The organism is Leptothoe sp. PORK10 BA2, assembly GCF_034932105.1.
In the GTDB taxonomy this organism is placed as follows: domain Bacteria; phylum Cyanobacteriota; class Cyanobacteriia; order Phormidesmidales; family Phormidesmidaceae; genus Leptothoe.
Genome location: NZ_JAYGIG010000001.1, coordinates 64762 through 86599, shown reverse-complemented (window position 1 = coordinate 86599; position 21838 = coordinate 64762). Strand labels below are relative to the sequence as shown.

Below are 21838 nucleotides of genomic sequence, written 5' to 3'. Positions count from 1 at the left end.
TGTGTGAAACCGAAACGCTTCCCCTATCCCCCAGCGCTAGCCCGCTGGAGGTTAATTCCCAGTACCTGGGTATAGGCTCCCCTAGCCTGGGTGACGCCAATGGTGCGTTCAGCGGATTCGATCATGGGGCGACGGAGGCTAACGACGATGAACTGAGCCTGCTGAGCCTGGTGGCGGATCATTTTGGACAGGCGTTCCACGTTGGCACCATCGAGGAACATATCCACTTCGTCAAAGGCGTAGAACGGTGAGGGACGGTAGCGCTGGAGGGCAAAGATAAAGCTGAGGGCGGTGAGGGATTTTTCGCCACCGGACATGGAGGCTAGGCGTCGGACGGGTTTGCCCTTGGGGTGGGCCACCAGATTGAGGCCACCGTTGAAGGGATCTTCCGGGTCGTCCAGCTGAAGATAGCCGTCGCCGTCGGATAGCTCAGCAAAAATCGCCTGGAAGTTTTTGTTGACGGCTTCAAAGGCTTCTTGGAAGGCATGACGGCGCAGGGTGGTGAAGTTTTCGATCCGCAGCAGTAGTTCGGTGCGCTCGTCTTCGAGGGTGGTGAGCTTGGTGGTGAGTTCCTCTAGGCGTTCCTGGGTGCGTTCGTACTCTTCTAGGGCCAGCATGTTGACGGGTTCCATGGCTTCTAGGCGGCGCTGCAGGGACTTGAGCTGGTTTTGTAGGGTTTCTAGGGTGAGGTCGTCTGGGATTTCGGGCAGGGGGTCGGGGAGTTCTGCCTGTTGGGTCTCGAGGGCGGTTTGCAGATCCGTCAACTGCTGTTGGCGTTCCTGCTGGGTTTCGCTGAGTTTTTGTTGCTTCCACTCTAGCTGTTGCAGCTGGTTGCGCTGGTCCCGGAGTTGGTGTTCTTTGCGATCGCGTTCGGCTTTTTCCCCGGCTAGGGTTTTATCCAGCTCAGCCAGGGCGGCTTGGGTGGCGATTATCTCCTGTTTCAGGGTGGCTTGCTGCTGATTGAATTCTGTCTGTTGATTAATTTGGGTCTGTTGCTGCTGACGACCCTGGTCTAAGGTTCGCTGGGCGATCTGAATTTTTTCCTGGAGGCGCTGCCGCTGGACTTCCAGCTCGTTTTGTCGCTGCAGGGCTGTTTGCAGGGCCTGCTGCCGTTCAGTCAGTTCCGCCTCTAAGGCCCGCACCTTAATTTGGGCCTGCTGCCATTCGCTGTGGGTTTGGGATTCTTCTAGGGCGGTTAGCTCTTGGCGTTTTTGCTGGAGTCGGGTTTCCTGCTCGGGCAGGGCTGTTTCCAGGGTTTGCAGTCGGGCTTGGGCGGTGGTGTATTCCGCTTGATATTGCTGTTGCTGCTGTTGGGCTTGGTCGAGGCGTTGTTGCAGCTGTTGGTGTTGCTGTTCGGATTGGGTGTTTTGCAACTGCTGCTCTCGGTAGCTCTGGCGAGCGTCGATCAGGGCTTTGGACTGGGTTTGGACGGTGGCATCGGCGTTGGTTAGGGCGCGATCGCAACTCACCAAAATTTGCTCAATTTCCTGTATCCGTTCCCGCAGCGCTTTAGCTTCAGCCGATTCTCCAGCTTCGACGGTGCCAAAGTGGAGCCGACCCTGGCGGCGCAGGCTACCCCCGGTCATGGCACCGCTGCTTTCTAGCACTTCCCCATCCAGGGTGACCATGCGAAATTTGCCCAGATGGCGGCGGGCCTCATGCAGTTGTTCAAACACCACCGTATTACCAAATACAAAGGCAAATACCTCACGGTAGAGGTCATCGCATTCAATCAGATCCACCGCATAGTCGATAAAGCCATCGGGGCGTTCCCACTTGCCAACCTTTTGATGGTGGGGGGCACGAATTGCATTCAAGGGTAAGAAAGTGGCCCGACCCGCGCGCTGGCGCTTGAGAATGTCGATGCCTCGGGAGGCGACGCCGTCATTTTCCACCACTAGATAGCCGAGGCGGGCACCGGCCGCAATTTCTAAAGCGGTTTGATATTTAGGGTCTACCCGGCCCAGCTGAGCCACTAGACCACAGATGCCGGCGAGGCCGCTTTTGACCAGCACCTCCGTGGCTTGGGTGCCATGGGTTTCCTGCAGGGCCTGTTCCTGGGCTTCCAGCTTGTCCAATTCCCGCTGCTTTTCCCGCAGTTCTTGGAGTAATCGGTCGCGGGTTGCGCGCTGGATTTTGAGTTCCTGTTCAGCGGCGGCTACAGCTTGGGCCAGGGTTTGAATGGTGGCTTCTGTGGTGGCGATCTGGGTGCCTGCGATGGCGGGGGTGGCGGCTAGTTCCACTGCCAAGCCTTGGAGGGTGGTGGTTTGGCTGGCGATTTGGCTTTGTAGCTGGTGGAGACGCTCCTGGAGACGCACCTGCTCACTGCGCTGGGGTTCGAGGGCACTGAGCAGGGACTCAACCTCTCGGCGGAGGTTGGTTTGGGTGGCGACCCAGGCTTGGGAGGCGGTTGCGATCGCGCTCGTCGCTTCTCGACTTTCCTCCACCGCTTGCGCCGCCCGATCCTTGGCTGCTTGCAGCTGGGTGAGCTCAGTTTCACTCAGGCTGGTTAACTGTTGGCCTAGGGTTTTCCAGTCTTGGTTTTGGCGCTGCAACTCCACCTGGGTGGCCTGCAACTTGGCCGCCAGCTCTCGGGTGGACTGGGTGAGGGTCTGTTCCTGGCGTTCTAGCTGACGCAGTTCGGCTTCCTGGGTGGCCAGCTTGGCCTGGAGAGCCAAATGCTCTTCTTCCCCCAGGGCCTTAACCTTCGTGCTGAGCTCCTCTAGCTCGGTGGCGGTGGTGCTAATCAGCGCAATCAACGCTTCCCGTTGCTGGCCCAGGGTGATCGCCTGCTCTTTGCCCTGGGCGATTTGTTCCTCTAGTTGCTGGGCTTGCCGCTGTTGCTGTTGCCACACCAGCACCGCCTGCCACTGGGTCTTTTCCTGTAGCGTCGCCTTCAGCTGCTTATACTTTTCAGCTTTTTTACGGTCCTGATCCAGCCGTTCCAGCTGATCAATTAGTTCTCGTTCCACAATGCGAAAGCGTTCTTCCCGCTCCCGCACCATATCCAGCTTGAGCTTAGCCTGGTCAATTTTGCGATCAAACGAGGCCACCCCCGCCAGCTCGTCAATAATTTCCCGACGTTCCCGCGATTTCATCGAGATAATGCTGGTAACGTCCCCCTGGAGCACCACGTTGTAACCCTCGGGGTAAATGCGAAACTTTTGGAGCTGGTCATGCAGCTCATTGAGGGTACAGGGCTGACCGTCAATAAAATAGTTAGATGTATAGCTCCCCTGGGAGGTGATCCGTAAGCGGCGGGTGACGCTCCATTCCCTGGGTAGGGGCACGATGTTATCGGGAGTGGCGGTCTCTCCTGCCTGGATATCGGCCTGGGGGCTATGGGCATCTGGGGTGCTCTCAGCTACAGGCGAAGGCTCATCTCCTGGTGTTTCTGGAGCTATTTCTGCCGCTAAATCTTCCTCAGGTTGCTCTAGGTTGTCTTCATGGTTGGGGGTTGGGGCTGCATCCTCATCCCTCTGTAGCAGCTCCACTGGAATATCACTAATATCAAACGTAGCCGTGACGCTCGCTTCTGCGGTGGAGCGGCGACTGGCATGATTTTGATTGACTAAGTCCGGCAGGCGTTCTGCCCGCATGCCCTTGGAGCTAGCCAACCCCAAACAAAACAAAAGGGCATCGAGGATGTTTGATTTCCCCGAGCCGTTAGGGCCAGAAATAACGGTAAAGCCCTGGAGCAGAGGAACTTGAGTCGTCCCTCCAAAAGACTTAAAGTGGGATAGTTCAACTCGCTTTACATGCACAAAGCAGGCGCACCCGAACTAGTGCGTACAAGTGTACTTAGACCATAGCATTGGTATTCCATTCACAACCACTGTCAATGCTATTAACATCTGCGCAAAATTAACGGTTGTGCCCTAAACCGTCAACCGTAATGAGGCGAACTGAACAACAGGATAGGATGCTTCTCCCCCATTGGCTGCGCACCCAATTTATTCCGCCAGACTTTAGTTTGCCAGATTTTGTTGAAAGCGCAAGCTATCCTTCGCCAAATATGCAGAATTGGTGGTTGGCAGACTTGCTCGATGGCGTCCGATGCTGATGCAGGCACCCTAAAGATGGGCGTAAAATGGTGATATCCAACACAGAGGCCCGATGCGCCTAGTGTCAGCCTATATCTAGTGCCTTTTCTGGACCGTTCGCCCTGTGACCTCCACTGTTTTTTCCAAACTATCGCAACCGGTTATTTTAGGCTTCGATCCAGGTCGATACAAATGTGGTTTAGCCATTGTCGGGGTGGATCGTACCCTGTGTTACCACGAGGTCATCTTGGTGGGGGAGGTGATCGATCACATTGAATCTCTCCGCCAGACCTATCCCATTTCTCTGATTGTGATGGGTGATCAGACCGGGGCAAAGCTTTGGAAACATGAGCTGTCGCGTTTGCAGGAGGCTCCGAATGTGATTTTGGTGGATGAACGCTACAGCAGTTTGGAGGCCCGCGATCTCTACTGGGAAATGTTTCCCCCCAAGGGGCTCAGTCGTCTGTTGCCCCAACGCATCCGCAGCATTCCCCGACCGATTGATGACATTGTGGCGATTTTACTCATCGAGCGCTATCTCAATAAGCTTACCGAGGTGGAAATATAAGCTGGACATTGGCCACTGTCCCAGGAAATCCTTCAGAGAAACTGGCCTGAGGATTTAAAAAGTCACAGCTGAGCTTTGGAACATGAGCCAAGACAGGAAAAAATTACTGATAAAAATAGCCAGTAGGGCGGTGACCACGGCGGTGGTGGTGGACTGACCGACGCCTTTAGCGCCCCCGGTGGTGGTGAGCCCCCAGCTAGAGCCAATGATGGCGATTAGACCGCCAAACACTAGGGCTTTGATCATGGCACTCACGAGATCCCACACCCCCAGAAAGACTCGGGCGGAGTCGAGAAAAACCGTTTGGGAAATGTTGAACATGGTGGAGGTAATAATCAGTCCCCCGGTCATGCCGGTAATGAATGACAGGATGGTGAGTAGGGGCAGCATCAGGGCGCAGGCCAGCACCCTGGGGATGACCAGGTAATCCACCGGGTCAGTTTTGAGGAGCTGTAACGCATCAATCTGTTCGGTCACCTGCATGGTGCCAATTTCCGCTGCAAAGGCAGATCCCACCCGCCCGGCAATGATCACGGCGGTGAGGACGGGGGCTAGTTCCCTGGCTAAGGTGAGGGCTAATACTCCACCGACGGCCGTGGTGGCTCCAAAGTCAATAAACTCTCGGGTGACCTGAATGGTAAACACCATGCCGACAAAGCTGGCGGTCACTAGGGTAATGAGTAAAGACTCCGGCCCCACCGCAGCCATTTGCTCGATGGTGTTACGTCGGTGTAGGGGGCGGGTCACTAAATGGACAATTACTTGACCGCCGAGCATAACTGCCGCCAATAGACGCTGGCCCCATCTGGCCAGGCTGGATGTGGAAAATGAGCCGAACAAGGCAAGCAACTCCGTTAGGGATGGGGCAAAGTAAGCAACAAACTACAGGTGATAGATCACGGTATCTATCAGCCTGCAGCAATTACCTACAGCGTGAACTATGGTGCAAATCTATATTCTAAGGGTTGCGAAGTATTCTAATTGGTTAAGCAAAAGATGAAGCTACGGTTCTAAATGCTCTGTAATTTTATGAAAATTTAAGATTCCTCAAGTTGGCGTTTATTGCCATCAATAGCCCCTATGGTTGGGGTGGTTTCTTGCACCCTTGTACGGTGTGGTGGGGGTTAAAGATGGGCTTACAGCTATTGATATCTTTGGTTTTGACGACGGGGATTTGCTTCCTTTTGCCTGCAGCCATTTTGGCCATAGCCTTAGGGGCCCTGACATTGGGTTCATGGTCTCCTTTGGCCGCCATCAGTGATCTGGGGAAAGATCGTCTGATGGATTTTTTGGTCACGTTTGGGGCCGGTGATGTGTGGCACGGTGTGGTGAGTATTTGCCTGACCCTAAGTATTGTCGGTGGTTTGTTCGAGATGTTTGCGTTTTATAAATATACCTATCTGAAATCTACGTAACCCAATCTACGTAACGTAGATGCTCTGTAGAGGGTGTAATCAATTTTGGGAGTCTTGGCGCTGCGGATTGACTCTGGCTTTATCCCCCTGCTAGGGCACAGGTATTCAAGAATATTCCGTGATTTCGCGGAACTATCATTATATTTTCAGCACAATATATATAAAAGTATCTATGCTGGTAACGGTATTTTGCGCTGAGGTGCTATGGGCGTAATTCCGTTGGTAAGGGCGAGGGCGGTATTTTTGTGGGCAGCTGTTTTAGTGCTGTCGTTTTGGCTTGGCTTGGGTGAACCGGCTTGGGCCCAGGTGCCCGATGGGGTAGCTCAAGTTCCGCTGGTCGTTGATGAAGTCGCAGAAAACTCGATTCAGCCCTACATTGATCGGGTGGCGAATGACGTTAGCGAGTTTACCCTTGATAACGGCATGAAGTTCATTGTGCTGGAACGTCACCAGGCTCCGGTGGTGTCGATGATGCTATATGCCAAGGTGGGTGCCGTGAATGAGGCGGATGGTCAGACGGGGGTGGCTCACTATCTAGAGCATTTGGCCTTTAAGGGGACAACTAAAATCGGCACGAAGGATTACCAAGCGGAGGCCCCCCTGTTGCAAGAGATGGATGCGGTGTTTGATCAGCTGATGGCGGCTGAGAAGACGGGGGATGAGCCACAGGTGGCGGCGTTGCGATCGCAGTTTGAAACCCTCCAAGCCCAAGCCGCAGAATACGTCGAACAAAACAAATTTGGTCAAATTATTGAACAGTCGGGCGGACAGGGTCTGAACGCCACTACCTCCGCCGACGCCACGCGATACTTCTACAGCTTGCCCTCCAATAAGCTAGAGCTATGGATGTCCTTGGAGTCAGCCCGTTTCCTCGACCCAGTTTTCCGCGAATTTTATAAAGAAAAAGAAGTCATTCTCGAAGAGCGCCGGATGCGGGTGGATAACTCCCCCATCGGCCAATTGATTGAAAAGTTCCTAGAAGTAGCCTTTGACAAGCATCCCTATCGCCGACCGGTGATTGGCTACCAGGAGGATCTACGCACCGCCACCCGAGAAGACGTTGCCCAATTTTTTGACGCCTACTACGGACCCAGTAACCTGATTGCTGCCGTGGTCGGCGATGTGGACCCCAATAATGTGAAAGCATTAGCCCAGGCCTACTTTGGCCGTTCCAAAGCCCGTAGTTTGCCCCCGGAAGTCACCATCCAAGAGCCGACACAAACGGCAGAAAAATCCTTTGAACTCACCTTGCCCAGTCAGCCTTGGTATCTGGAAGGGTTCCACCGTCCCGGCATCAACCATCCAGACCACGTGGTCTATGCCATGATTGAAAGCATTTTGGTTGGCGGACGTACATCCCGCATGTATCAAGACATGGTGGAGCAATCTCAAGTCTCCCTGAACATTGGTAGCGCCAATGGGTTTCCTGGCGACCGCTACGGCAATATTCTTTTGCTGTATGGTCTGACCGCCCCTGGGCACACCGTCGATGAAATGGCTGAACGGATGGATGTCTTGCTCACCCAGCTGAAGGAGGAACCCGTTACACCGGAAGAACTACAGCGGGTGAAAACCCAAGCCAAAGCATCCCTATTACGGAGTCTGGATTCCAACTCAGGTATGGCTAGCTTGCTGACGGAGTATGAAGCTAAGACCGATGATTGGCGCAATGTATTCGAAGAATTAAAGACGATCGAAGCCGTGACTGCTGAAGATGTGCAGCGGGTGGCTCGAGCAACCTTTATCCCTAGCAATCGCACCGTTGGTAAACTGCTATCGGCAGACTCATAATGGTTGATTGTTTCCTGGGGTGATGCCGATGCTTCAATGGCTGTGTTGATCCTTCCTATTTCTGCTTGCTCATTTTTTGCCCATTGATTTGGTGGGCAATGCCTACCCTCCTATATCTCCTATGTTCTGGTTCTCCCAACGTCGTCTGACCACAGGTTTTTTCTTAGCTATGGCCACCCTAGGCTTGGTCCTTACCCTTGGGTGGAGCAAGCCTGCCAATGCGGTGACGGCCAGGGATTATAACGACTTGGAGTTTGCCCCTCTAGGGGAAATTCAAATTCCTGAGTTTGAGCGCTACGAGCTGCCCAACGGCATGGTGGTGTACCTGATGGAAAAACACGACTTGCCTTTAATTAGTGGCTCCGCCACGTTCAAGGCTGGTGAGTTTATGGAGCCCCCAGGAAAAGCGGGCCTGGCGGGGATGGTGGGGGAAGCTATGCGAAGCGGGGGCACCGTTAGCTATACCCCTGACGAGCTCAATCAGTTTCTAGAGCAGCGGGCGGCGTCGGTTGAAACTAGCCTGGAGGCCACCAGCGGCAGTGCCAGTTTTAGCGCCCTAAGCGAAGATTTGGCGGATGTATTTTCGATTTTTGCTGAGGTGATTCAGCAGCCAGCCTTTGCCCCCGACAAGATTGACCTGATTAAAAGCCAATATCGCGGCAGTATTGCCCGCCGTAATGACGACCCGGATGAGGTCACCACCCGCGAGTTTCGTAAGCTGATCTACGGTGAAGAAAGCCCGTTTGCTCGCATGGTGGAATACAGGGATGTGGACAATATTTCGCGGGATGACATCGTTGACTTTTACCAGGCAGCGATTCAGCCCAGGGGAACTATTTTGGGCATCAGCGGTGATTTTGATGCCGGGCAGATGAAGGCCCTAATTGAAGAATTTTTTGCAGATTGGTCTCCTGAGGTGAAAGGTAAGGCCAATTTATCTCTACCCCAGGTACAGCAGAAAACCAATGGCTTATATGTGGTGGATCAGCCGCAACTGACCCAGAGCTACATTCACATCGGTCATTTGGGGGGGCGTTTAGATAGCCCGGACCATGCCCCCATGGTGGTTTTGAATGAAGTGCTCAATGGTTTTGGGGGGCGGTTGTTTAACGATATTCGGTCGCGCCAAGGGTTAGCCTATGTGGTCTATGCCTTCTGGAGTCCCCGCTATGATCATCCTGGCTTGTTTATTGGCGGTGGTCAGACTCGGTCTGAGGCAACGGTGCCCTTTATTGAAACCATGTATCGGGAAATTGAGCGGGTCCGTCAGGAGCCGATCACGGCTGAGGAATTGCAATATGCCAAAGATGCGGTGTTGAACGGCTTTGTGTTTAACTTTGCCACGCCAGAGCAAACCCTGTCGCGGCTGATTCGCTATGAGTATTACGGCTATCCATCAGATTTTGTCTTTAAGTTTCAGAAGGAAGTAGAGTCCACCACGGTGGAGCAGGTGTTAGCAGCCGCTCAACGAAATCTGAAGCCTAAGGACTTGGTGACTATTGTGGTTGGCAATATTGATGCGATTGATCCAGCTTTAGGCACCCTGGCAGAGGAATTGAAAATTACACCGATCGACATCACCATTACCAGAAGCAGCCGTGTAAGGGAGATGGGCCATTACAGCGACTTGACTCTGAGAACGGTCAGGCAGGCCTTGGATAATGGTTACCAACTCAAAGCGGGACGTTTTTCCCAAGGATAGTATTCAGGAGTCAGGAATCAGGGCCTCACTGGCTTCTGACCCCTGATTCCCCACCTAGTCAGGATTTTCAGGCTTAAGTAGATACCCTGCATAATAAGTCTTTATCCGACTAACAGGTCTTCCTCCGGATAGTGAATGTTGCTGGGTTTGGGGTCTCCTAATAGGGCCGACATCAGGAGCAAAATGCCCACCCGGCCAATGTACATGGTGGCAATGATCACGATTTGCCCCAGGGTGGATAATTCTGCGGTGATGCCCGTCGATACGCCGACGGTGGCGAAGGCGGAGACGGTCTCAAACAGCAGTTCGATAAACTCAATGCCTGGGTCCGTTAGGGATAGGAAAATAGTCGCCATTACCACGGTGATGGCAGAAGCCACCACGACGCTGATTGCTTTTAGCACCCGTTTATCAGGGATTTCCCGCTGGTAGGCTAGGACTTCATTTTCTCCTTTGAGTATCGTTCGGGTGCAGTTCAGCAAAATCCTGATGGTGGTGGTTTTGATGCCGCCGCCGGTGCTGCCAGGACTCGCGCCGATGAACATGAGTGCGATCGCAATAAACAACGAACTGGTCTTCATCGCCCCAATATCAATGGAGTTAAATCCAGCCGTTCGCATAATCACCGACTGAAAACCCGCCGCCAGCAGTTTCACATTCAGCGGCTCAGGTCCCAGGGTGTCTGGGTTAAAAAACTCTACGGCAAAAAAGGCTAGGGTCCCCAAGACTAGAAGGGCTAGGGTCGTGCTGGTGACCACCTTAAAGTGCAGCGAAAACACCTGATGTTTGCGTTGGCGGTGGATGCGATCGCGCATCCAAATAAACGCCTCCATAATCACCTGGTAGCCAATGCCGCCAAGAATCACCAGCGCCGCAATCACTCCATTTACCAAAGGCGAATGAACGTACTGCACCAAACTATCGGCAAATAAGCTAAACCCAGCATTGTTAAACGCGCTGACGCTATGGAATAGGGAGAGCCATAAACTCCTGCTGGCACCGTAGTCACTGGCAAAGCGAGGCATCAGTAAAAACGCCCCACTCAGCTCAAAAACCATTGTCATGGCAATGATTGACTTAATCAGAGATGCGGCAGATGATAATTCAGCCGTATCCAACGATTGCTGAATGGCCAACCGGTCTTTGAGACCTAACCGTCTGCCCAGCAGCAGTAGCAATAGGGTAGTCGCCGTCATGTAGCCGAGGCCACCCACCTGAATCAGCAGCACAATAATTCCTTGGCCCAGGGGTGAAAAATACGACCCCGTATCCACCACAATCAAGCCCGTGACACAGACGGCTGACGTCGCCGTAAACAGAGCCACAATGGGGCTAGTCCATTCGCCGCTAGCTGTTGCCAAGGGTAGCATCAGTAATAATGTGCCAACGGTAATTACCGCTAAAAAACCAATACATACAGTCCTTGAAACCGTCATCGGCCTGTTACTCGCATATCCTTACTCCAGCATGACCCCTTCATCCCTCAGATCGATCGGCGTATTGGCCCAATCTATTTAACCGTTACATCATAATCTCAGTGGATTTGGTCAATTTTTGGGCCAATGTTTTGGCGTTGTCTGCCATCGATAGCAATGAGCTTGGGAATGAGTTTAATCCCTATGGGGTTGGTATACGCCATAAATTAAGGGGGCTATTCCGACAGAACAGCCCCCTGATGACCTTATCAACTAGATTGGCCGATGGCAGGCATGCCATCGGCCAACGTGTCTTTAACTAAATGAAAACCTAGTTAGCACAATCCACCAACCGCACAACAGCCGTAGCCGAATAGTTACGCAGGGCGTCACTATTCGGCACAAAGGCAGAACCCGACTCATTTACCGGGGTAGCAATACCGCAGTAAGCCGACAGGCTAGAAATCACATCCGCCGCCCAATGTCCCTGGGTATCTGAGAAGGTGAAGGCACTCTGGGTCGGAGTTAATGCTGTTCCTTGCCCCAGCACCCGCTTGCGATATTCAGCCGCACGGCGAACCACAGCCATCATTTCAGCCCGAGTCACTTTCTGGGCGGGGCGGAAGTCGCCTTCGGGATAGCCGCTGACAATACCGCTCTGGCTAGCAAACTGAATCTTGGCCGCACTCCAGCGATTGCTGGCAACATCCGTGAAGGGGTTAGTGGTCACGGCACTGGGCAGGGCGATGGAAATATTCTCCTCGGCATCCAGGGCTTCAATCACCATGGATACCAACTGCTCACGGGTCAAGGCCTCGCGAGGGCGGAATGTACCATCCTCGAAGCCAGCAATAAAGCCGATTTCTACGGCTCGGCTAATCTGAGCTGCGTACACATCGCTAGTCACATCACGGAAGGTAACCGTTGTGGGTGGTGTCACCACAGGAGGAGTCACCGGTGGTTCAGTGACGACAGGACCACCCCCTTGTTCAACCAGGGCGGCCAACGTAGCATCATTGGTTAGGTAAAGATGCCCGAGAGTGCGACCTTCAAATGCACGACGGGTCAAGCGCCAGCCAGGATTGAGGAAAATTTTAGTGAAGCCATTACTCGCTTTGCCAAAGGTGCGACCCAAGGTGAGGGGCGGCGAGTTGCGATAGGGATTGGTGGGGAAGGAGCTGGGTGTGGCGACCAGCAAATATTCACCATCTTTTTCGGTAATGGCGAGGTTGAACCGCCTGCCAGCATCCCCATCCCCGGCGCGAATGGAGTAGCCATTGCTATCGGTACTGCGGCCACAAATGCCACTAAAGTCAAAGTTCAATAGCAGGGGCTCAATTTGGGTAGGCTGGGCTCCGGACTCGCTCCAGCATCGCTGAGCATTGCTCTTTTGTTCGATGATCATAAATTCTGGTCGACCCAGTAGGCCGCCACCGGGAGCCGCCACTAGGACAAAGGCTGCCTGATCGGCTTCGACACTATCAAAGGATTGGGCATCTACGCGGGTGGTAGCACCAAAAATTGTTAGGGTGGCTGCGGTAACGGCAGCTATCGCTAAGCGTAGTGGTTTCATTGTGTTGTGCGTTGGTAAACTATGAAGCAGGACCTGTGTTGAATGGTGCCCGATGGCAACAAGGAAGTGACGTTACAGTAATTTTTCTTGATGGAAGCGTGAAGCTTTAGAAAAACTAAGGTCAAATATTCTTACCCTACGGACAACCTAACCCCATTGAGTAGCTAGGTTTACTTTTTTTAGGTTTATTCTCGGGGGACTTGCCGCCATCATGCTGAATTTGACACGATAGAAGTGTTTTGCAATACTCCAGTGAAAGGATGTGGTCCATGGTTAAAGGAATACCCCAGTGGTTACGGCATTGTGGCCAGATCCCGGTCGCTTTAGTGGCCGTCACAGTATTTACGGGTGTGCTGGCTGACAGTCCCCCAGCCCAGGCGCTGGATGAAGCTGCATTGCAGCGCTTCATAAATGATGTATTGGATGGTGGCGTTAAGGAATGTCCGGGTTGTGATCTGCGGGGAGCCGATTTACGACGCCTAGACCTGACGGGCGCCAATTTAGAGGGTGCCAATTTAAAAGGTGCCAACTTTTTCTATGCGATTTTAGATGGGGCTAACCTTTCGGGGGCTGATCTACGTTCGACTAATTTTGCCAATACCAGTGCTGTCAATGCTGGGTTTGTCGGTGCCGACCTAGAGCAATCAATCCTGAACTATGCCAATTTCTCGTATTCCGACATGACAGAGGCCAATTTTATGGAAGCGTATATTCATAAAACTCGGTTTGTTGGTTCTCAACTGCAGCGCTCAAATTTTGATCTGACCTTTGTGCATGATATCGATTTGACCGATGCTAATCTGTGCGGGTCCACTTACTGGGGTGGGAATGATTTCAGGCGGGCTTGTAATGTGCCAACCACGGATCTAGAGCGTTAGGTCAAGGCAAGCTTTAAAAGGGCTAGGGTGAAAAAAGCTAGGGGAAGTCGCGGGCAATTTGGTTTTTCCTCCCCTTGCCTTCAATCTTCTAATTTTGCTTAACCTGCTTTAGCATCTCCACCAGGACATGGTGGGCATCTTTGGCATCCGCTAGGGGGCGTTCAAAACTGACCCGCACAAGGGTAGTTTCACCGGCAACGATGGCGTCTAGGTCCATGCCTGTGTTGTCGATAGACTTCATGGTGGCGGCGGTGGCGGCGGTGGCATCGCCAAATTTCTGGGCATAGATCAGGACAGCGTCGGCGTGATCGTCATTCATGTGTTTGCAGATGCGATCGCTAACAGCTGGGGTGATGGTATCAGCCATAGAATATTCCTACAAAATTTCGTACACTACTGTTCTAAATCATAGGCTGGGCCGTGGCACGATTTTGCCAGTCTAAACCTGAGTCTAAACCTGTTTTGTCGCGCTCAGTCAGTTGCTAGTATCCTCCCAACCCCCCATCGGTGAGCATCCCTGGCCCACAGGACATATCTTCCAGAGTCCTGGTGCCCATTTGACCTATCGCGTTACAGGGCCTTGTTGTCGGCTATTTGATCGCGATCAGTTACCTTGGCCCTGTTGCCGTCTGCAGTGGCGGGGCAAAGAACCGAGCTGGCGACGCATTGGTCGACGGTTTATTGTTGATCTATCTACCCAACGCCACCCATCCTATTGTGTGGAAATTATTGGTCAAGGTTACCGGGCCCAGCCCATTGTGATTACCCTATATACCCACACCTTTTCCCGTGAAATGCAGGATTGGTGGCACACCAAGCGTTTGAGTTTAGAAGATAGACCGGGGGAGTCCACTCAAACAGTGGCCGTGCTTGAGCCCTCCTGACCGATCGCCAGTCTCAAGGAATCTTGCGATAGGATTGAGACTGGACCTTTGTTGTTCAAATAGACGGACATGCTATGGCTGTTGAGGTTAGTTTTTTGCCCGATAATGTCACGGTGTCAGCTACTCCAGGAGAGTCGATTTTAGACGTGGCTGAGCGGGCAGGGGTAAACATTCCCACTGGGTGCCTGATGGGGTCATGCCACGCCTGCGAGGTGGAGATTGAGGGGCAAGAAGAACCGATCTGCGCCTGTATTTCTGCGGTGCCAAACACCCAGTCTCCCTATGTGATTAACCTTTACGTTGATCCAACTTGGTAACCAGCTCCCTTAGCGTGCCGTGCCAAATTGATGATTTCCAAAATGAATAAGCCTTGGCTTTAGGGCCAAGGCTTATTTGCCCTGAGTCTTGGCTGCGGTAGGGTTCTTTGCCCCAGCGTTAATTTTTGGCCGCTGCTGCTGAGGGGTGTTCTAGAATTGTTGCTTCGTAAGGAATGACCCCCGCTGTCTCGCTTCCCAAACATTGGGCGGCGGCCTTAGATAAATCTAGGGAGCGTTTGCCAATGTAAGGTCCTCGGTCGTTGATACGCACCACAACGGAGCGATTGTTTTTCAGGTTGCGCACCTGTAAAACCGTACCAAACGGCAAGGTTTTGTGGGCAGCGGTCAGGGTATTTTGATCAAATATTTCCCCATTGGCGGTGAGACGACCGTGAAAATACGGACCATACCAAGAGGCTAGGCCATCAAGTTGCTGCCCTGAGGGTTGGAATCCTTTGAGCATGACTTGCACATTCCCAGCATCCAGGGGAGTGCTCCCTAGGGCTTGGCGGAGCTGGTCGCTCCAGGTAATAGCGGCCCATTCGCTGTTGAGTGCTGGATTCTCCTCAGGAGTTACATCCTGTTCAGTCTGATGCACTACCTGGAGCAGGACATCTCGACTTAACCGGATAGCGGGTTGTCCGTTCCCTAACACTGGGGTGATCTCATGGGGCACAATTTCTTCAGGCTGTAGCATTCCTTGCAAGAGGGTAACTGCTTGCCCGGTGCTGTTGAGGTCGTTCACTTCGCCAATGACGGTACCTTGGCGCACAACTTGAAATTTGGTGATGTCTTGGCTGTTAAGTTGAGGCAAGCCTAAACATTGACTCAAATCTTTGTTGGACTTAGTAGGAGAGGCTTTGGCCAGTTCTTCGGCCGCAGATTTTAGGGTAGTGGTGGCGGATGCCTGATAACTACTGTCTGTTTTAGCGGCTGATAGACTGGATGCTGCTAGCTCAATGGTTGATGAGCTGGCTGTTAGAGGACTAGCATCCGCAGTCTTAGCCAGGATGTCGAGTTCTAATGGGAGTGAAAAAATTGTTTCTAGGTCTGCTGCTGAATTGGCTAGGTCTAGCGGCTCTAGTAGTTGAAAGGGGGCACTGGAGAATAAAGCCTGGGATGAGGACGAGGATACGGTTGATTCTCCGATTTTCTCCTCTATACCTGGACTAATACTGACGGGTTGGGTCAGCACTGCCAGAGCGTTTAATAAAACTGAAGAAATCTGCGGTTTGGATAGAGCTACTGGGTTGGCTTGGCTCACACTATTGGTAATGGTGGGAGCTGAGGAAACGGTTACTTCCAGAACCGGTACATCAAACATAAAGGAGTAGACAGATGAACACTTGTAGTTAAAAAGCAACTCCAACCCAAACTACGAAACCGTGGTTTCAAAATTTTTGATGGTAGTTGCTGCCAGAAAAATGGAAGATAACGCTATGGCCTGGCACAAAAAAGTTGTATCTAAAATCACAATCACCTCAGTATACCGTCTGTTTTAAGCATGAATAAGTTCTGTCATCAGTTCCTCAACGATGGAACGGCTTATGCTAACTCAGATGAATGTCTCAACCCTAAGGTCTATCGGCTGTTGCTTAGGACAGGGGTGGTTATAGTTTGCGATCGCTAATAAGTAAAAATCATCTGTAGGCCAGAAAAAAATACTGGATAGTGATGTACAACATCCGTGAAATCCTGCTAGTAATATCCGTCTTTTTCCATCATGAATAGCCGGGGCAAGGACCAGGTTCAAGCACGTCTGCTGGCCCATCTACAGGACTTGATTCGGGAGCGCGATCCTTACCTAGCGACCCAGGGACATTACTATGCACGGCAATATATTCGTGCCCAATTAGCACAATTGGGGCCCGTGACATCCATGGCCTTTGGAGATCGGGGGCGAGAGCATTACAATCTATGCCTCAGCCTGCCCGGTCGGCAGCCCTTGGCCCCCGTGGTGATTGGCGCTCACTACGATACGGTGCCTGGTTGTCCTGGGGCTGATGACAATGCCACCGGTGTGGCGGTGTTACTGGAACTGGCTCGATTATTTTCAGCGCAACCCCCGCGACGGCCGGTGCATTTAGTCGCGTTTGACCTGGAAGAATATGGTTTGGTGGGTAGTCGGGCCTACGTGCAGAGTTTGCAGGGGCAACCCGTTCACCTGATGTTATCCCTGGAGATGCTGGGGTATTGCGCCGGTGAGTCGGGCCCCGACCAGGCCTATCCTGTCCCTGGGATGGCATACCTCTACCCTCGGACGGGGGATTTTATTGCCCTGATTGGTAACTGGCGGACAATACCCATGCTATGGCGATTTAACCGGGCCTTTAGGGGGGCGGGGGTGAATTGTGCCTGGTTACCCATGGTTCAGCAGGGGCGGCCCTTGCCTGCCACTCGCCGCAGTGACCATGCCCCTTTTTGGGATGCGGGCTACAACGCCATTATGGTGACGGATACGGCTGAGTTGCGCAATCCCCACTACCATCGTTCCACCGATACCCTGGCCACCCTAAATCTGGAGTTTCTCACCCAGGTTTGCCTGGGACTGGGGCAAGGAATATTAGGGCTGTAGCAGGCGACGACTCGCGCCAACCTCAAGTTGATCTTATAAAAGCCTCAGTTGCTGATTTTGCATTTCATGGGCAACCAGCGTATCTGCGTCCAGGGTGGTGTCTAGCTCAGGGTTGCCCTGATCACCATTCAGATCGCCATTGATTAATGCCTGGGCTGCCTGCAGCATATCGCTACTCAGGTCGGCCAAGTCTTCGCGGTGCGCTAGGTAGGTTTGCAGGGCGATGAGGGGGTCGCGGGTGCTGTCGGCAGTGAGTTCAGGTAGGCGAGGACGGGTGAGCTGGCTAATCAGTTCGGGATGGATGGTATAGACATGGGCCTCCGTGAGGGCTTGGTGCAATGCGGCATGATCAATCTGTTCAATTTGGGCCGGGTTGAGTTTATAGACTAGGCGCACGACGGCATCCGTAATATTGGCTTGGGCCAGGGTGTGCTCCAGCTCGGCCTGGGGGTCATCCGTCTTGGAAATATCCACGGCAATGGTTTTAAAGGCACGGACGGGTAAGGGACAAAAGTCCACTGACGTCTGACCGGGTTGGACGTCGGCTAGGATAAATCCCTTGTCCTCTTTTTCTTCGCTAAAGTCTACCCGTTCAATGCTACCGGGATAGACCACCAGCGGTTCTTGGCAGAGAATCTGGTGTTTGTGCACGTGACCCAGGGCGACATAGTCGAAACAGGGCCGTGCCAGTAATGCCATGGGCACGGTAAAGCCTTTGCCCACGGCTAAAAACTTCTCCGCTCCATAGGTGGCCGTATCGGTCATGAGATGGGCCAGGAGAATATGGGGCACGTCGGGCTCTAGCTGTCGAATTTCCCCTTCGAGGGCTACCCGGAGGCGGTCGAGCAGGAGTTCATTCACCTCTCTGAGGGATAGGCCTTCGGTGTCGGGGCGGGTGAGTAAGGTGGAATGGGTGAGCCACGGGAGAGTAATGACTTGGACCGGACCTGTTTTGGTTTCGATGCGGTGGGTGGTCAAACTGTCTCCTACAATGATGTCGGGTACCCCGAGGGTGCGGTAGATGCAGAGGCTGGCTCCCCCCATGCCCTGGGAGTGCTGATCGTGGTTGCCAACGAGTAGAACCGTGGGAATGTGGGCGTTGACTAAGCGCTGAAACTGTTGGGCAAAGGCCTGCTGCACCACCGGTGGTGGGGTGGCATCGGGGAAGGCATCGCCACCAAACAGCACCAGATCAACTGCTTCATCCAGGGCGCGATCGATACACCGGGTGAGGGTGGCGACAAAGTCTTCTAGGCGGGTGTTTAATCCGGTCGCTGGGTTGATATGTCCATGGCTAAAGCCACTACCCATGTGGATATCGGAGAGATGGAGCAGCTTGACCATGACGTTTTCAAGGGATGTTTTCCGGTGGGGGGCAGCGTGAACCCTAACTTTTTAGAACCCACATCGCTTTCAGTATGTTTGTTCTACTTTAGTCCGTCAAGGGTTATCCCTGGTGGGTGCCATGGTAGCTATCGATTTGGGCAAAGACTTGGTTAATCTGATCCTTGGTGGTGAAGGGGTTGAGTAAGACTGCCTTGAGCCAGCGTTGCCCTCGGTAGATGGGTAGCGATAAAAAGGTATGGCCTTTTTCTAGGAGCCATTGTTGTAGGGCCTGATTCCAGTCATCCCACTGCTCCACCGGTATGGCTGCGGGCTCGGCTCGAAAGCACACTAGATTCATCTGGGGTGCACTGGCGAGGGTCAGAAAGGGGCGGGCTTTGACGGCGGTGGTAAATGTCTGGGTGAGGTCATAGTTATGGTGGATGATGGCGCTGTAGCCGTCTTGCCCTAGGTGCTGCAGGGAGAGCCATAGCTTGAGAATGTCGGGGTGACGGGTACCTTGCACGGTGAGTTCGCCCAGGTTGGGCCAATCGTCATGGTCGTGCATGTAGGGAGCGAGAACCCTGAAGTGATGCTGCAGCAGATCAAACTGCCGAAACATGACCATGGCACAGGTCTTAGTCACATAGAGCCATTTTTGGGGGTTAAAGGTGACCGAGTCTGCTTGTTCGATGCCTGCTAGTTGGTGACGATGGCGGTTGGAAAACATTACAGCCCCGCCGTAGGCGGCATCGACATGGAACCAAAGCTGGTGGGCTTGGGCGATGGTGGCAATGGCGGCAATGGGGTCAATGCTGCCAGTGACGGTGGTGCCAGCGGTGGCGACGATGGCAAAGGGGTGCTGTCCCTGGATTTTGGCCTGGGCTAGTTTGGCTTGGAGATCGTCCAGGTCCATTTGAGAATTATGGTTTGTGGCCACCGCAATGGCGGCCTGGGTGCCCAGCCCCATGACCATGGCTGCTTTTTGAAAGGATGTATGGGCCACTTCTGAGACTAGGAACACCGGCTGTTGTCCCTGGGGGATGCCCTGTTCGAGGGTGTTAAAGGCGATATTCCGGGCCACAATCAGGGCTTGGAGGTTGGCCAGACTGCCTCCGCTGACCAGGACGCCGTTGGCCTGGGTGCCCAGGCCAAATAGCTGGGCGATTTGGCGCAGGACGAGGGTTTCTAGCCGGGAGAAAACGGGCGACATTTCGACGCTCAACATGTTGTTGTTGAGGGCGGCGACGACCAGATCGCCGATGACAGACAGGGTAGTGGGGATGGAGTCCATGTGACCGATGTACCCTGGATGGGCGGCATTCATGGACTGGAGGAGTTGCGATCGCAACTCCTCCAAAAGCTGCTCCTGACTAATCGACGTCTGGGGCAACTGACTCCAGTTTTTGGATACCTCCGTCTGGGGGAGGGGGGAGCGAGCCGCTGCCCCAGCCATAGTCTCCACTATGAGATCCACCACCTGGTGGAGCAGGATTGCGATCTCATCCCGATTTTCACCATCGGGACGAATAAATGCCGTTGTCGGCAAGGCCGAAAAATCCACCGGATCAACCGTTTAGCTAAGGTGCTTTACCAGCCTACCCCCAGAGGGTTGCCTAGATATTTTCTAGAGATATCCCGTTAATAAACCCACCGTACCCTTGGTTTACCGGGGCGCATGCCCAAATGGACAAACCCCCGTTTTGCCCCATAGCCAATGCTGTAGGCATAGGTTTGATCACACCAAGCTTCCACTTCGTAGATGCTGACGTCCTTCAGATAAAAATCTACCGCCCCTGTTTCCGGGGCATCATACAAATGCTCAGAGAGGCGGGCACCCCCGACTTTGGCATTCACCTCAGGGGGACGATAGCCGGAGGTAATCACCAAGGGAGAGCCGCCAAAATAAGCCCGGCATCGTTCTAGGAAGAGGCAGATTTCGTAGGCTGTTTTGCACTGGTAGTCGTAGCGAAACCGGCGCTCTTCCTCATACAGGGCAAATTCGCCATAGGTAATATGGGGCGTAATCAGGGTGTCAAAGGACATATCCGGTGTTAGCCCAGCTCCAACGGGTTCGGTGCCAGCAACATCTCGCACAATCTGATCCAGCCGCTCCTCCGGTTTGCGATCGCCCGCTTCCACCGCCTCATCATGATCATCATCCCAGTTGGGTCCGGCTGAAGTCGCCCGCTTACAGAACAGCTCCGCCTCGGCTAAACGACGGCGGCGCAGTCCTTCTTCCACAGACGTACCTGGGTTTCTATACTTCACAAACTGGGCCGCTATCCAACGATGATCCGCCCAAAGATCAGGCGAATCACATACCCGAGTGATCGACTCAAAGTCATAGCCCCTATAAAAGCCAGAGCCCAGATTATAGGCAAAACTGTAGAGTGCCCCCCGCTGGTTATCATTCATCTGGCCCCAGGTGGGAATCTTTTCCATGGCCTTGCGGCAGGAATGATCCACATGGTCAATCAGATACTCTTCTGCCTGGGTTTTATTAATAATGTCCCCTTGCTTGACTTTCACCCCGTCTGGATATCGGGTGGTGCCATAGCCAATGGTGGGCACTTCCCAGCCCCGTAGGGGGTCGGCGTAGGCTTGGGCCCGACCATCTGGCAAGGCCTGGGCAAAGCCCTCAAACTGCTTAATTAATTCAATGCCCACCCGGGGAATGGCCCCCAAGGATGGATTGGCAGGGCGCTCGGGCTTGGGCGTTGGGGGAGGTGGGGGCTGGGTTTGCCGACTAACGGGCACTGCAATTACCCCCAACTGATCGATCCAACGACCACTGGAGCCATAAAAGCCGACCACCTGATGGTTGGGCGGTACCTGTAAATCCGTCACTTTGCCTGAAGGACGACCAAATAGCACGCTGCGATTTTGGCTAGTGAGCAGTTCTAGGGAGCCCACATAACGACCACCGGGAGCCGTCACCAGAACGTTGGCAATATATTCATTGGGGTTCAGGACGAAGGATTCCATATCGGAGCCCTCGCCGCCATGGGCCGATAATTCGCCTGTTTCCCACCGCATCTGAATTTGGTCGACATTGCGCCCCACCCTTACCCGCACTTCGATCGGTTTTGCCGTCTGGGTCAAAATGCGATCGCTGGCGTTGGGAGGCCAGGGGATATCTGAAAAAAATCTACCACCGCTACCGCCTACGGTGGCGCTACGCCATAGCTCTGCTTGCGAGTTACTCAAGGATTCCATGGGTCGATTCTCTTGCTAAATGTTGACACTTACGGGCTAACACTTAACCAATCACTCTGGGTCTAGGGAATTTCGGAATGCATCAAGAATTATTTGTCAATAGTTTGATTGGAGGATGGACTCAAGGGACGGATG

The 21838-nt window shown here is 53.3% G+C and carries 18 protein-coding genes; 9 read left to right on the top strand and 9 right to left on the bottom strand.

What is annotated here, in order from left to right; translation table 11 throughout:
* Window positions 1-23 precede the first annotated feature (23 nt).
* Window positions 24-3764 carry a chromosome segregation protein SMC gene (gene smc, locus VB741_RS00360; protein ID WP_323363145.1) on the bottom strand — a complete coding sequence of 1247 codons (3741 nt, stop codon included), beginning with the start codon at window positions 3762-3764 and terminating at the stop codon, window positions 24-26.
* Between the two features lie 403 nt (window positions 3765-4167).
* Here smc and VB741_RS00355 point away from each other — a divergent pair, with 403 nt between their 5' ends.
* Complete coding sequence (locus VB741_RS00355; RefSeq protein WP_323363144.1) at window positions 4168-4611, top strand: resolvase; 444 nt, start codon at window positions 4168-4170, stop codon at window positions 4609-4611.
* 54 nt (window positions 4612-4665) lie between these two features.
* On the opposite strand, the gene VB741_RS00350 is transcribed toward VB741_RS00355, so the two are convergent.
* On the bottom strand, window positions 4666-5451 hold the full coding sequence (locus VB741_RS00350) for an MlaE family lipid ABC transporter permease subunit (RefSeq protein WP_323363143.1): 786 nt from the start codon (window positions 5449-5451) through the stop codon (window positions 4666-4668).
* A gap of 344 nt (window positions 5452-5795) precedes the next feature.
* Between VB741_RS00350 and VB741_RS00345 the strand changes: the two genes are divergently transcribed.
* The 3 genes from VB741_RS00345 to VB741_RS00335 all read left to right on the top strand — a co-directional run bounded on the left by VB741_RS00345 (window position 5796) and on the right by VB741_RS00335 (window position 9519).
* Entirely contained in the window at window positions 5796-6026 is a 231-nt protein-coding gene (locus VB741_RS00345) for a hypothetical protein (RefSeq protein ID WP_323363142.1), read from the top strand.
* A 204-nt stretch (window positions 6027-6230) separates the two neighbouring features.
* Entirely contained in the window at window positions 6231-7817 is a 1587-nt protein-coding gene (locus tag VB741_RS00340; protein ID WP_323363141.1) for a M16 family metallopeptidase, read from the top strand.
* Window positions 7818-7938: 121 nt separating this feature from the next.
* Window positions 7939-9519, top strand: coding sequence for a M16 family metallopeptidase (locus VB741_RS00335; protein WP_323363140.1), 1581 nt, complete (start codon window positions 7939-7941; stop codon window positions 9517-9519).
* Between the two features lie 101 nt (window positions 9520-9620).
* Here VB741_RS00335 and VB741_RS00330 read toward each other — a convergent pair whose 3' ends face one another.
* Window positions 9621-10955 (bottom strand): TrkH family potassium uptake protein, encoded by a 1335-nt coding sequence (locus tag VB741_RS00330; protein ID WP_323363139.1) that lies wholly within the window; start codon window positions 10953-10955, stop codon window positions 9621-9623.
* A 310-nt stretch (window positions 10956-11265) separates the two neighbouring features.
* Window positions 11266-12507, bottom strand: a complete 1242-nt coding sequence (locus VB741_RS00325; protein ID WP_323363138.1) for a DUF3747 domain-containing protein — start codon at window positions 12505-12507, stop codon at window positions 11266-11268.
* Window positions 12508-12776: 269 nt separating this feature from the next.
* Here VB741_RS00325 and VB741_RS00320 point away from each other — a divergent pair, with 269 nt between their 5' ends.
* A complete protein-coding gene (locus VB741_RS00320) occupies window positions 12777-13385 on the top strand; it encodes a pentapeptide repeat-containing protein (protein WP_323363137.1) in 609 nt (202 codons plus the stop codon).
* An 88-nt stretch (window positions 13386-13473) separates the two neighbouring features.
* Here the strand turns inward: VB741_RS00320 and VB741_RS00315 are convergent, their stop codons facing one another.
* Window positions 13474-13752: a DUF2470 domain-containing protein gene (locus tag VB741_RS00315; protein WP_323363136.1), complete on the bottom strand. Its 279-nt coding sequence runs from the start codon at window positions 13750-13752 to the stop codon at window positions 13474-13476.
* 112 nt (window positions 13753-13864) lie between these two features.
* On the opposite strand from VB741_RS00315, the gene VB741_RS00310 reads away from it, so the two are divergent.
* A complete protein-coding gene (locus VB741_RS00310; RefSeq protein WP_323363135.1) occupies window positions 13865-14269 on the top strand; it encodes a hypothetical protein in 405 nt (134 codons plus the stop codon).
* 74 nt (window positions 14270-14343) lie between these two features.
* Window positions 14344-14586, top strand: a complete 243-nt coding sequence (locus tag VB741_RS00305) for a 2Fe-2S iron-sulfur cluster-binding protein (RefSeq protein WP_323363134.1) — start codon at window positions 14344-14346, stop codon at window positions 14584-14586.
* Between the two features lie 118 nt (window positions 14587-14704).
* On the opposite strand, the gene VB741_RS00300 is transcribed toward VB741_RS00305, so the two are convergent.
* A complete protein-coding gene (locus VB741_RS00300; RefSeq protein ID WP_323363133.1) occupies window positions 14705-15910 on the bottom strand; it encodes a septal ring lytic transglycosylase RlpA family protein in 1206 nt (401 codons plus the stop codon).
* A gap of 180 nt (window positions 15911-16090) precedes the next feature.
* On the opposite strand from VB741_RS00300, the gene VB741_RS00295 reads away from it, so the two are divergent.
* Together VB741_RS00295 and VB741_RS00290 are read left to right on the top strand one after the other, a co-directional pair.
* A complete protein-coding gene (locus VB741_RS00295; RefSeq protein ID WP_323363132.1) occupies window positions 16091-16216 on the top strand; it encodes a hypothetical protein in 126 nt (41 codons plus the stop codon).
* A 93-nt stretch (window positions 16217-16309) separates the two neighbouring features.
* Window positions 16310-17161, top strand: coding sequence for a M20/M25/M40 family metallo-hydrolase (locus VB741_RS00290; RefSeq protein WP_323363131.1), 852 nt, complete (start codon window positions 16310-16312; stop codon window positions 17159-17161).
* A gap of 33 nt (window positions 17162-17194) precedes the next feature.
* Here VB741_RS00290 and sbcD read toward each other — a convergent pair whose 3' ends face one another.
* From sbcD to VB741_RS00275, 3 genes are all read right to left on the bottom strand, one after another.
* Window positions 17195-18505, bottom strand: coding sequence for an exonuclease subunit SbcD (gene sbcD, locus VB741_RS00285; protein WP_323363130.1), 1311 nt, complete (start codon window positions 18503-18505; stop codon window positions 17195-17197).
* A gap of 103 nt (window positions 18506-18608) precedes the next feature.
* Entirely contained in the window at window positions 18609-20048 is a 1440-nt protein-coding gene (locus VB741_RS00280) for a pyridoxal phosphate-dependent decarboxylase family protein (RefSeq protein ID WP_323363129.1), read from the bottom strand.
* A gap of 77 nt (window positions 20049-20125) precedes the next feature.
* A complete protein-coding gene (locus VB741_RS00275) occupies window positions 20126-21703 on the bottom strand; it encodes a D-Ala-D-Ala carboxypeptidase family metallohydrolase (protein ID WP_323363128.1) in 1578 nt (525 codons plus the stop codon).
* Window positions 21704-21838: the final 135 nt, after the last annotated feature.